The organism is Streptococcus mitis SK575 (assembly GCF_000257865.1).
Lineage (GTDB): Bacteria > Bacillota > Bacilli > Lactobacillales > Streptococcaceae > Streptococcus > Streptococcus mitis_CQ.
Map to the genome: position 1 here is coordinate 1 of NZ_AICU01000045.1, position 13,100 is coordinate 13,100.

Genomic DNA, 13,100 nt, shown 5'->3' on the forward strand with positions numbered 1-13,100 from the left:
CTCTTCTTTACTAGTGAAGCAGTTAGCTAGTCCGCATATAAGCGGCTAGCGTCTAACAATTAGGAACTTTAGTTCCAATTGTTAGTACTGAATCACATCTTCTCTGGCGCTTCTACTCCAAGCAAGCGAAGGGCTTCTTTGAGAACGATTGCGGTTGCGTAGCTGAGGGCTAGACGGCTGTCGCGCTCAGAATTTTCGTCTAGGATACGTGTATGTGCATAGTATTTGTTAAAGGCTTGAGCCAGACTAATTGCAAATTTAGCAACGATAGAAGGTTCAAAGTTATCCGCCGCACGGTTGATAATACGTGGGAAGTCTTGGATGAGTTTGATGATTTCCCAGCTTTCAGCATCATTCAAGCTATAGTTGCCGGCTGTTTCTGGTTTGAAGTCTGCTTTACGTAAGATAGATTGGATACGAGCGTAGGCATATTGAACATAAGGTCCAGTTTCCCCCTCGAAGGATACCATAGCCTCTAGGTCGAAATCGTATCCATTTGTACGGTCAGTCTTGAGGTCATAGAATTTAATGGCTCCAACCCCAACAGCATGCGCTACCTGGTCTTTGTTTTCTAGTTCAGGATTTTTAGCTTCGATTTGGGCCTTGGCACGGCTAACTGCCTCTGCGACTGTAGGTTCTAGTAAGATGACATTCCCTTTACGCGTAGAGAGTTTCTTACCTTCTTTTGTAACCAAACCAAAAGGAACGTGAGTAATGTCGTCACTCCAGTCGTAGCCCATCTCTTGCAAAACAGCTTTGAGTTGTTTAAAGTGGGCAGATTGCTCTTGACCAACGACGTAGATAGATTTAGCAAATTGGTATTCGTTTTTACGGTAAAGGGCTGCAGCCAAGTCACGAGTGATATAGAGAGTTGCTCCATCAGATTTCTTGATAAGGGCTGGATGTTCAATTCCATATTTCTCAAGATTCACAACTTGGGCACCTTCTGACTCAACAAGAAGTCCTTTTTCAGAAAGAATGTCTACAACTGCATCCATCTTATCGTTGTAGAAAGCCTCTCCGTTGTAGCTGTCAAATTCGACTTGCAATTCATTGTAAAGGCGGTTAAATTCCACTAAACTTTCATCACGGAACCATTGCCAAAGAGCGAGAGCTTCCTCGTCGCCATTTTCAAGTTTACGGAACCATTCGCGTGCTTCTTCATCCAAGCTAGGGTCATTTTCAGCTTCAGCGTTGATGCGGACATAGAGTTTAAGAAGTTCATCAATTGGATGAGCTTTTACAGCTTCTTCGTCACCCCATTTTTTGTAGGCAACAATCAACATCCCAAACTGTTTACCCCAGTCTCCCAAATGGTTGACCTTGACTGTTTGATAACCGATTTTTTGGAAAATATGTGATAAGCTATCTCCGATGACAGTTGAGCGCAGGTGACCAATAGAGAATGGTTTAGCGATATTGGGACTAGACATATCGATCACAACATTTTCTTGTTTGCCAATGTTTTGATCAGCATAGTGTTCTTTTTCAGTGATAACCGCTTTCAATACTTGAGCAGAGATGGCAGATTTATCAAGGAAAAAGTTAACGTAAGGTCCTGTTGCGACAACCTTTTCAAAGGCTTGGCTATTAATTTTTTCAGCCAGTTCAGCCGCAATCATTTGAGGTGCTTTACGTTCGACTTTTGCAAGTGAAAAAGCAGGGAAAGCGATGTCTCCCATTTCTGAGTTTTTAGGGGTTTCCAGTAAATTTAAAATAGCCTCTTGGTCCAGGCTATCAATGATGCTAGCCAATTCGCTAGCAATCAATTCTTTTGTATTCATTAAGAGCTCCTTTTGGACTTTTCTACTATTTTATCACAATTTTAAAGAAAGAAGAAAAAATTTTTGAAATCTCCTATTTTTTTGGTATAATATAGTTATAAAAATAGTTATAAATATTCACATAAGAGGATTTTATGAGAAAAAGAGATCGTCATCAGTTAATAAAAAAAATGATTACTGAGGAGAAATTAAGTACACAAAAAGAAATTCAAGATCGGTTGGAGGCGCATAATGTTTTTGTGACGCAGACAACCCTGTCTCGTGATTTGCGCGAAATCGGCTTGACCAAGGTCAAGAAAAATGATATGGTGTATTATGTACTAGCAAATGAGACAGAAAAGATTGATTTGGTGGAATTTTTGTCTCATCATTTAGAAGGTGTTGCAAGAGCAGAGTTTACCTTGGTGCTTCATACCAAACTGGGAGAAGCTTCTGTCTTGGCAAATATTGTAGATGCAAACAAGGATGAATGGATTTTAGGAACAGTTGCTGGTGCCAATACCTTATTGGTCATTTGTCGAGACCAGCACGTTGCCAAACTCATGGAAGATCGTTTGCTAGATTTGATGAAAGATAAGTAAGGTCTTGGGAGTTGCTCTCAAGACTTATTTTTGACAAGGAGAGACGGAAAATGGCGACAGAGAAGCTATCACCCGGCATGCAACAGTATGTGGATATTAAAAAGCAATATCCAGATGCTTTTTTGCTCTTTCGGATGGGTGATTTTTATGAATTGTTTTATGAGGATGCGGTCAATGCTGCGCAAATTCTGGAAATTTCCTTAACGAGTCGCAACAAGAATGCCGACAATCCGATTCCTATGGCGGGTGTTCCCTATCATTCTGCCCAACAGTATATCGATGTCTTGATTGAGCAGGGCTATAAGGTAGCCATTGCTGAACAGATGGAAGATCCTAAACAAGCAGTTGGGGTTGTAAAACGAGAGGTTGTTCAGGTCATTACGCCAGGGACAGTGGTCGATAGCAGTAAGCCGGACAGTCAGAATAACTTCTTGGTTGCTATAGATCGTGATGGTAGTCAATTTGGCCTAGCTTATATGGATCTAGTGACGGGTGACTTTTATGTGACAGGTCTTTTGGATTTCACGCTGGTTTGTGGGGAAATCCGTAATCTCAAGGCGCGAGAAGTGGTGCTGGGCTATGACTTGTCTGAGGAAGAGGAACAAATCCTCAGTCGTCAGATGAATCTGGTGCTTTCCTATGAAAAAGAAGGCTTTGAAGACCTTCATTTACTAGATTCACGATTGGCAACTGTGGAGCAAGAGGCATCTAGTAAGCTACTCCAGTATGTTCATCGGACTCAGATGAGGGAATTGAACCACCTCAAGCCTGTTATCCGCTATGAAATCAAAGATTTCTTGCAGATGGATTATGCGACCAAGGCTAGTCTGGATTTGGTTGAGAATGCCCGTTCAGGCAAGAAGCAAGGCAGTCTTTTCTGGCTTTTGGATGAAACCAAAACAGCTATGGGTATGCGGCTCTTGCGTTCTTGGATCCATCGTCCCTTGATTGACAAGGAGCGAATCGTCCAACGTCAAGAGGTGGTGCAGGTCTTTCTTGACCACTTCTTTGAGCGCAGTGATTTAACGGATAGTCTCAAAGGTGTTTATGATATCGAACGCTTGGCTAGTCGGGTTTCTTTTGGCAAGACCAATCCCAAGGACCTCTTGCAGCTGGCGACCACCTTGTCTAGTGTGCCACGGATTCGTGCGATTTTAGAGGGAATGGAGCAACCTGCTCTAGCCTATCTTATCGCACAACTGGATGGAATCCCTGAGTTGGAGAGTTTGATTAGCGCAGCGATTGCTCCTGAAGCTCCTCATGTGATTACAGATGGGGGTATTATCCGGACTGGATTCGATGAGACTTTAGACAAGTACCGTCGTGTGCTCAGAGAAGGGACCGGTTGGATTGCTGAGATTGAGGCTAAGGAGCGAGAAAATTCTGGTATCAGCACGCTCAAGATTGACTACAATAAGAAGGATGGCTACTATTTCCATGTGACCAATTCACAACTGGGGAATGTGCCAGCCCACTTTTTCCGCAAGGCGACGCTGAAAAACTCAGAACGTTTTGGAACCGAAGAATTAGCCCGTATCGAGGGAGATATGCTGGAGGCGCGTGAGAAGTCAGCTAATCTAGAGTACGAAATTTTTATGCGCATTCGTGAAGAGGTCAGCAAGTATATCCAGCGTTTGCAGGCTTTAGCTCAAGGCATAGCGACAGTTGATGTCTTGCAAAGTCTGGCGGTTGTAGCTGAAACCCAGCATTTGATTCGACCTGAGTTTGGAGACAACTCACAAATTGATATCCAGAAAGGGCGCCATGCTGTCGTTGAAAAGGTCATGGGGGCTCAGACCTATATTCCCAATACGATTCAGATGGCAGAAGATACCAGTATTCAACTGATTACAGGACCAAACATGAGTGGGAAGTCAACCTACATGCGTCAGTTAGCCATGACGGCGATAATGGCCCAGATGGGTTCCTATGTACCGGCAGAAAGTGCCTATTTACCTATTTTTGATGCGATTTTTACCCGCATTGGAGCAGCAGATGACTTGGTTTCAGGTCAATCAACCTTCATGGTGGAGATGATGGAGGCCAATAATGCCATTTCGCATGCAACAAAGAATTCCTTGATTCTCTTTGATGAATTGGGACGGGGAACTGCAACTTATGATGGTATGGCTCTTGCTCAGTCCATCATCGAATACATCCATGAGCACATCGGAGCCAAGACTCTTTTTGCGACCCACTACCATGAGTTGACTAGTCTGGAGTCTAGCTTGGAACACTTGGTCAATGTCCACGTGGCAACTTTGGAGCAGGATGGGCAGGTTACCTTCCTTCACAAGATTGAACCAGGACCAGCCGATAAATCCTACGGTATCCATGTTGCCAAGATTGCTGGTTTGCCAGCAGACCTTTTAGCAAGGGCGGATAAGATTTTGACTCAGCTAGAGAGTCAAGGAACAGAAAGTCCTGCTCCCATGAGACAAACAAGTGCCGTCACTGAACAGATTTCACTCTTTGATACAGCAGAAGAGCATCCTATCCTAGCAGAATTGTCTAAACTGGATGTTTACAATATGACACCTATGCAGGCTATGAATGTCTTAGTAGAGTTAAAACAGAAACTATAAAGAGAAAATTACTAGTCATTCTAGCTGTATCAAGGAGACTTCTTTGACAATCCCCCACTTTTTTGCTAGAATAACATCACACAAACAGAATGAGAAGGAGCTGACACATTGTCGCTCCCTTTTGTCTATTTTTTAAGGAGAAAGTATGCTAATTCAGAAAATAAAAACCTACAAGTGGCAGGTCTTAGCTTCGCTTCTGATGACAGGCTTGATGGTTGCTAGTTCACTTCTGCAACCGCGTTATCTGCAGGAAGTGTTAGACGCCCTCCTTGCTGGGAAATATGAAGCTATTTATAGTATCGGGGCTTGGTTGATTGGTGTGGCCTTGGTCGGTCTGGTTGCTGGTGGGCTCAATGTTGTCCTTGCAGCCTATATTGCCCAAGGAGTTTCATCTGACCTTCGGGAGGATGCCTTCCGTAAAATCCAAACCTTTTCTTATGCCAATATTGAACAATTTAATGCGGGAAATCTAGTCGTTCGCATGACAAATGATATCAACCAGATTCAGAACGTCGTCATGATGACCTTCCAAATTCTTTTCAGACTCCCCCTCTTGTTCATCGGTTCGTTTATCTTGGCGGTTCAAACCTTACCTTCTCTGTGGTGGGTGATTGTTCTCATGGTAGTCTTGATTTTTGGTTTGACTGCTGTCATGATGGGAATGATGGGGCCTCGTTTTGCCAAATTTCAAACCCTTCTTGAGCGCATCAATGCCATTGCCAAGGAAAATCTGCGCGGTGTTCGTGTGGTCAAGTCCTTTGTCCAAGAAAAAGAGCAGTTTGCTAAGTTTACGGAGGTTTCAGACGAGCTACTCGGTCAAAATCTTTACATCGGTTATGCCTTTTCAGTAGTGGAACCTTTCATGATGTTGGTCGGTTATGGGGCGGTATTTCTCTCTATTTGGCTAGTTGCAGGGATGGTTCAGTCGGATCCGTCAGTTGTTGGCTCCATTGCTTCCTTTGTCAATTACCTAAGCCAGATTATTTTTACCATTGTCATGGTTGGATTTTTGGGAAATTCTGTCAGTCGTGCTATGATTTCTATGCGTCGTATTCGAGAAATTCTTGATGCAGAGCCAGCCATGACCTTCAAGGATGTCCCAGATGAAGAGTTGGTCGGAAGTCTTAGCTTTGAAAATGTGACCTTTACCTATCCAATGGACAAGGAACCGATGCTGAAAGATGTGAGCTTTACTATTGAACCTGGTCAGATGGTTGGTGTAGTTGGAGCCACTGGTGCAGGAAAATCAACCTTGGCTCAATTGATTCCACGTCTCTTTGACCCACAGGAAGGGGCCATCAAAATCGGAGGGAAGGATATTCGAGAAGTGAGTGAAGGAACCCTGCGTAAAACAGTTTCTATCGTTCTTCAACGTGCCATTCTTTTCAGTGGAACGATTGCAGATAACTTGAGACAGGGTAAGGGAGATGCTACTCTATTTGAAATGGAACGCGCAGCTAATATTGCTCAGGCTAGTGAATTCATTCATCGTATGGAGAAAATCTTTGAAAGTCCAGTTGAGGAACGGGGAACCAATTTCTCAGGTGGACAAAAGCAAAGGATGTCGATTGCTCGTGGGATTGTCAGCAATCCACGTATTCTGATTTTTGATGATTCGACCTCAGCCTTAGATGCTAAGTCAGAGCGCCTGGTGCAAGAAGCCTTGAATAAGGAATTAAAGGGGACGACAACCATTATCATCGCTCAAAAGATTAGCTCGGTTGTCCATGCAGATAAAATCTTGGTTCTAGATCAAGGGCGATTGATTGGTCAAGGGACGCACGCGGACTTGGTTGCCAATAATGCTGTTTACCGTGAAATCTACGAAACACAGAAAGGAAAGGAGGAGTAAAATGAAGACAGTTCAGTTCTTTTGGCATTATTTTAAAGTCTATAAGCTATCATTTGTAGTTGTCATTCTGATGATTGTTCTGGCGACTCTTGCCCAAGCCCTCTTTCCAGTCTTTTCTGGACAAGCAGTGACGCAGTTAGCTAATTTAGTTCAAGCTTATCAAGATGGAAATCCAGAACTTGTTTGGCAAAGCCTATCAGGAATCATGGTCAATCTTGGCCTGCTGGTTTTGGTTCTATTTATCTCTAGTGTGATATACATGTGTCTCATGACGCGCGTGATTGCAGAATCGACCAACGAGATGCGCAAAGGCCTCTTCGGTAAGCTTGCTCGCTTGACGGTTTCTTTCTTTGACCGCCGACAAGATGGCGATATCTTGTCTCGTTTTACCAGTGATTTGGATAATATCCTCCAAGCTTTTAACGAAAGCTTGATTCAGGTCATGAGCAATATTGTTTTATACATTGGTCTGATTCTCGTCATGTTTTCGAGAAATGTGACGCTGGCCCTCATCACCATTGCCAGCACACCAGTTGCCTTCCTCATGCTGATTTTCATCGTAAAAATGGCACGCAAATATACCAATCTCCAGCAAAAAGAGGTAGGGAAGCTCAACGCCTATATGGATGAGAGTATCTCAGGCCAAAAAGCCGTGATTGTGCAAGGAATTCAAGAGGATATGATGGCAGGATTTCTTGAACAAAATGAGCGCGTACGTAAGGCAACCTTTAAAGGAAGAATGTTCTCAGGAATTCTGTTTCCCGTCATGAATGGGATGAGTCTGGTTAATACAGCCATCGTCATCTTTGCTGGTTCAGCTGTACTTTTGAATGATAAGTCCATTGAAACAAGTACAGCCCTAGGTCTGATTGTTATGTTTGCCCAATTTTCTCAGCAATACTACCAGCCTATTATCCAAGTTGCAGCTAGTTGGGGAAGCCTTCAGTTAGCCTTTACAGGTGCTGAACGGATTCAGGAAATGTTTGATGCTGAAGAAGAAATTCGTCCTGAAAAGGCTCCGACCTTTACTAAGTTGCAAGAAGGTGTTGAAATCAGTCATATTGATTTTTCATACTTGCCTGATAAACCTATTTTGAAAGATGTTAGCATTTCTGCACCTAAAGGCCAGATGACTGCAGTTGTTGGTCCGACGGGTTCAGGAAAAACTACTATTATGAACCTCATCAATCGCTTTTATGATGTTGATGCTGGTGGAATCTATTTTGATGGCAAAGACATTCGTGACTATGACTTGGATAGTCTCAGAAGCAAGGTGGGGATTGTCTTGCAGGATTCGGTCTTGTTTAGCGGAACGATTCGAGACAATATCCGTTTTGGTGTGCCAGATGCCAGTCAAGAAATGGTTGAGGCAGCAGCCAAGGCAACCCACATTCACGACTATATCGAAAGCTTACCTGATAAGTACGATACTCTTATCGATGATGACCAGAGCATCTTCTCAACAGGGCAGAAACAATTGATTTCCATCGCTCGAACCCTGATGACAGATCCAGAAGTTCTCATTCTAGATGAAGCAACTTCAAACGTAGATACGGTGACAGAAAGTAAGATTCAGCATGCCATGGAGGCGGTTGTAGCAGGCAGAACCAGTTTCGTCATTGCCCATCGTTTGAAGACCATCCTCAATGCAGACCAGATTATTGTCCTCAAAGATGGAGAAGTCATTGAACGTGGTAACCACCATGAACTCTTGAAGTTAGGTGGATTTTACTCAGAACTCTATCACAATCAATTTGTCTTTGAATAAGAAAAAAGTTGTCCTATTCGGGCAGCTTTTTCTTGTCTATAAAAAATATTTATCACGGCCTTAAAAAAAACATATTAGACGAAAGTCATTTTGAGTGATATGATAGGACTATCGTTAATATTCGAAAGGAGAGACATCATGGCTAGAACGGTTGTAGGAGTTGCTGCAAATCTATGTCCCGTAGACGCAGAAGGCAAAAACATTCATTCATCTGTATCTTGTAGATTCGCAGAGAGCATTCGTCAAGTCGGTGGTCTCCCTTTAGTCATTCCTGTTGGTGATGAGTCAGTTGTACGCGATTATGTGGAAATGATTGACAAACTTATCTTGACAGGCGGTCAAAATGTCCATCCTCAGTTTTATGGAGAGAAAAAGACTATCGAGAGTGATGATTACAATCTAGTACGTGATGAGTTTGAACTGGCTCTCTTGAAAGAAGCGCTCCGTCAGAATAAGCCAATTATGGCAATCTGTCGCGGTGTTCAACTTGTCAATGTTGCCTTTGGTGGAACCCTCAATCAAGAAATCGAAGGTCATTGGCAAGGCCTACCTTTTGGAACTTCTCACTCTATTGAGACAGTGGAGGGAAGCGTGGTGGCTAAGCTATTTGGGAAAGAAAGTCAGGTCAACTCCGTCCATCGTCAAAGCATTAAAGATTTGGCACCTAATTTCCGTGTAACTGCTATTGATCCAAGAGACCAGACCATCGAAGCTATTGAGTCTATTGATGAACACCGCATTATTGGTTTGCAGTGGCATCCAGAGTTTCTGGTTAATGAAGAAGATGGTAATTTAGAATTATTTGAGTATTTATTGAATGAACTGTAACGACTGGAACATCTGGTCGTTCTTTCTTTTATTTTTTCAAATTTTTTGGAATATGAGATTTTTACGCAAACGTTTGAATTCTGATAAAAATTGGAGAAATTCGACAAAAAAACTTGAAAAAAACGAAGGTAAGCGTTATGATAGAAAAGAAGAAATATTGGAGGAATAACATGTCACATATTAAATTTGATTATTCAAAAGTTTTAGACAAATTTGTTGCACCACATGAAGTGGAATACATGCAATCACAAGTAACAGCAGCAGATGAATTGATCCGTAAAGGAACTGGTGCTGGTAGCGACTTCTTGGGATGGTTGGACCTTCCTGAAAACTACGACCGCGAAGAATTTGACCGCATCTTGAAAGCTGCTGAGCAAATCAAATCAGACAGCGATGTTTTGGTTGTGATCGGTATCGGTGGATCTTACCTTGGTGCCAAAGCAGCAATCGACTTCTTGAACCACCACTTTGCAAACTTGCAAACAAAAGAAGAACGCAAGGCTCCACAAATCCTTTACGCAGGAAACTCAATCTCATCTACTTACCTTGCTGACTTGGTAGAGTACGTAGCTGATAAAGATTTCTCAGTAAACGTGATTTCTAAATCAGGTACAACAACTGAACCAGCGATTGCTTTCCGTGTCTTCAAAGAACTTTTGGTTAAGAAATACGGTCAAGAAGAAGCCAACAAACGTATCTATGCAACAACTGACCGCCAAAAAGGTGCTGTTAAAGTTGAAGCAGACGCTAACGGTTGGGAAACATTTGTTGTTCCAGACGACATCGGTGGACGCTTCTCAGTATTGACAGCAGTTGGTTTGCTTCCAATCGCAGCATCAGGAGCTGATATCAAAGCTCTTATGGAAGGCGCTAACGCAGCTCGCAAAGACTACACTTCAGATAAAATTTCTGAAAACGAAGCTTACCAATACGCAGCAGTTCGTAACATCCTTTACCGTAAAGGCTATGCAACTGAAATCTTGGTAAACTATGAGCCATCACTTCAATACTTCTCAGAATGGTGGAAACAATTGGCTGGTGAATCAGAAGGGAAAGACCAAAAAGGTATCTACCCAACTTCAGCAAACTTCTCAACTGACTTGCACTCACTTGGTCAATTTATCCAAGAAGGAACACGTATCATGTTTGAAACAGTTGTCCGTGTTGACAAACCTCGTAAGAACGTGATTATCCCTACTTTGGAAGAAGATCTTGATGGACTTGGTTACCTTCAAGGAAAAGACGTTGATTTTGTAAATAAAAAAGCAACTGACGGTGTTCTTCTTGCCCACACAGATGGTGATGTACCAAACATGTACGTGACTCTTCCAGAGCAAGATGCTTTCACTCTTGGTTACACAATCTACTTTTTCGAATTGGCAATTGCCCTTTCAGGTTACTTGAATGCTATCAACCCATTTGACCAACCAGGTGTTGAAGCTTACAAACGTAACATGTTTGCCCTTCTTGGAAAACCAGGATTTGAAGAATTGAGCAAAGAACTTAACGCACGTCTATAAATAGAAGAAAAGAGTGGTTTGTCCACTCTTTTTACTCTCTTTATCCATAGAAATTGGACTCAGCCAAGACTTGTGATATAATATAGAGAGCAGAAAGGCAGACGCCTAGAGACTTTATAGGAGAAACTATGTCAAAAGATATCCGCGTACGTTACGCACCAAGTCCAACAGGACTACTACACATCGGGAATGCCCGTACAGCATTGTTCAACTACTTGTATGCACGTCATCATGGTGGAACTTTTATTATTCGTATAGAAGATACTGACCGTAAACGTCATGTCGAGGATGGTGAACGTTCACAGCTTGAAAACCTTCGTTGGTTAGGAATGGATTGGGATGAAAGTCCAGAAACACATGAAAATTATCGCCAGTCTGAACGTTTGGACTTGTATCAAAAATATATAGACCAACTATTAGCTGAAGGAAAAGCCTACAAATCTTACATTACAGAAGAAGAGTTAGCAGCTGAACGCGAACGCCAAGAAGCAGCTGGCGAAACACCACGCTACATCAATGAATACCTTGGTATGAGTGAAGAAGAAAAAGCAGCTTACATCGCAGAACGTGAAGCAGCAGGGATCATCCCAACTGTTCGTTTGGCTGTCAATGAGTCAGGTATCTACAAGTGGCATGATATGGTCAAAGGCGATATCGAATTTGAAGGTGGCAATATCGGTGGTGATTGGGTTATCCAAAAGAAAGACGGTTACCCAACATACAACTTTGCCGTTGTCATCGATGACCATGATATGCAAATTTCTCACGTAATCCGTGGAGACGACCACATTGCTAATACACCAAAACAGCTCATGGTTTATGAAGCACTTGGTTGGGAAGCTCCAGAGTTTGGTCACATGACCTTGATTATCAACTCTGAGACTGGTAAGAAGTTATCTAAACGTGATACTAATACACTTCAATTTATCGAAGATTACCGAAAGAAAGGTTACCTTCCAGAAGCAGTCTTCAACTTTATTGCTCTTCTTGGTTGGAACCCAGGTGGAGAAGATGAGATTTTCTCTCGTGAAGAACTCATTAAACTTTTCGATGAAAACCGCCTGAGCAAGTCTCCAGCAGCCTTTGACCAGAAAAAACTAGACTGGATGAGCAATGATTATATCAAGAATGCAGATCTTGAAACCATCTTTGAAATGGCAAAACCATTCTTAGAGGAAGCAGACCGTTTAACTGACAAAGCTGAAAAACTAGTTGAACTCTATAAACCACAAATGAAATCAGTAGATGAGATTATCCCATTGACAGATCTCTTCTTCTCAGATTTCCCAGAATTGACAGAAGCAGAGCGCGAAGTCATGGCGGGGGAAACAGTCCCAACAGTTCTTGAAGCCTTCAAAGCAAAACTTGAGGCGATGACAGATGATGAATTTGTGACAGAAAATATTTTCCCACAAATTAAAGCAGTCCAAAAAGAAACAGGTATTAAAGGGAAAAATCTTTTCATGCCTATTCGTATTGCTGTTTCAGGTGAAATGCATGGACCAGAATTACCAGATACAATTTTCTTGCTTGGACGTGAAAAATCAATCCAGCATATCGAAAATATGTTAAAGGAAATCTCTAAGTAAGAAGGGTATAATAATGGACATCTGGGAAAAGATGTACGAAGAAGCACAGAAGCTATACGATCCACATGAAGTATCGGATTTTGTTTATGCCAACCATGTTGTAGCCGCAGTAGAAGCAGAAGATGGACAAATATTTACAGGATTCTGTATGGAGGGAACCTGTGGTGTTTTCCATCTCTGCGCAGAACGGGCGGCACTCTTTAATATGTATCAATTTTCAGGACAAACTAAGGTTAAGAAAGTATTAGCCTTTCGAGATAAACCACCTTATGGTGGAAGTTCAGGAATGCCCTGTGGTGCTTGCAGAGAATTCCTCTTAGAGATGAACGCTGAAAATAAAGATGCAGAATTCATGATGGACTACGATACAAGAAAGACAGTGAAAGTCGCAGAACTAATCCCCTATTGGTGGGGAGAAGAACGTGCTTCTAAGTTTAATGAACAATAGAAGAGTCAGTACAATTCTGGCTCTTTTTACTATAATTTGAAAAACTGTACTTGAAAAGAATTGAAAGATTTGTAAAAAAGTTAAAAAAAGTGTTGACAAAAAATAAAAAGTCGGTATAATAGTAAGAGTTGAAAATAACAACTCT

9 protein-coding genes are annotated in these 13,100 nt (G+C 42.1%); 8 read left to right on the forward strand and 1 reads right to left on the reverse strand.

Annotated features, from left to right (window positions below; translation table 11 throughout):
• Positions 1-92 precede the first annotated feature (92 nt).
• Positions 93-1,784 (reverse strand): arginine--tRNA ligase, encoded by a 1,692-nt coding sequence (argS, locus tag HMPREF1048_RS06135; protein ID WP_001092707.1) that lies wholly within the window; start codon positions 1,782-1,784, stop codon positions 93-95.
• Between the two features lie 134 nt (positions 1,785-1,918).
• Between argS and argR the strand changes: the two genes are divergently transcribed.
• From argR to HMPREF1048_RS06180, 8 genes are all read left to right on the forward strand, one after another.
• On the forward strand, positions 1,919-2,365 hold the full coding sequence (gene argR / locus HMPREF1048_RS06140) for an arginine repressor (RefSeq protein ID WP_001231476.1): 447 nt from the start codon (positions 1,919-1,921) through the stop codon (positions 2,363-2,365).
• 50 nt (positions 2,366-2,415) lie between these two features.
• Positions 2,416-4,950 carry a DNA mismatch repair protein MutS gene (mutS, locus tag HMPREF1048_RS06145; RefSeq protein WP_000179939.1) on the forward strand — a complete coding sequence of 845 codons (2,535 nt, stop codon included), beginning with the start codon at positions 2,416-2,418 and terminating at the stop codon, positions 4,948-4,950.
• 145 nt (positions 4,951-5,095) lie between these two features.
• Positions 5,096-6,802, forward strand: coding sequence for a multidrug efflux ABC transporter subunit PatA (gene patA / locus HMPREF1048_RS06150; protein WP_000908162.1), 1,707 nt, complete (start codon positions 5,096-5,098; stop codon positions 6,800-6,802).
• A gap of 1 nt (position 6,803) precedes the next feature.
• Positions 6,804-8,570 carry a multidrug efflux ABC transporter subunit PatB gene (gene patB, locus HMPREF1048_RS06155; protein ID WP_000859873.1) on the forward strand — a complete coding sequence of 589 codons (1,767 nt, stop codon included), beginning with the start codon at positions 6,804-6,806 and terminating at the stop codon, positions 8,568-8,570.
• 138 nt (positions 8,571-8,708) lie between these two features.
• Positions 8,709-9,398, forward strand: a complete 690-nt coding sequence (locus tag HMPREF1048_RS06160) for a gamma-glutamyl-gamma-aminobutyrate hydrolase family protein (RefSeq protein WP_000124770.1) — start codon at positions 8,709-8,711, stop codon at positions 9,396-9,398.
• 170 nt (positions 9,399-9,568) lie between these two features.
• Positions 9,569-10,918, forward strand: a complete 1,350-nt coding sequence (locus HMPREF1048_RS06170; protein WP_000018269.1) for a glucose-6-phosphate isomerase — start codon at positions 9,569-9,571, stop codon at positions 10,916-10,918.
• A 128-nt stretch (positions 10,919-11,046) separates the two neighbouring features.
• Positions 11,047-12,507 (forward strand): glutamate--tRNA ligase, encoded by a 1,461-nt coding sequence (gltX, locus tag HMPREF1048_RS06175; RefSeq protein ID WP_000031051.1) that lies wholly within the window; start codon positions 11,047-11,049, stop codon positions 12,505-12,507.
• A 13-nt stretch (positions 12,508-12,520) separates the two neighbouring features.
• A complete protein-coding gene (locus HMPREF1048_RS06180; RefSeq protein ID WP_000355897.1) occupies positions 12,521-12,955 on the forward strand; it encodes a cytidine deaminase family protein in 435 nt (144 codons plus the stop codon).
• Positions 12,956-13,100: the final 145 nt, after the last annotated feature.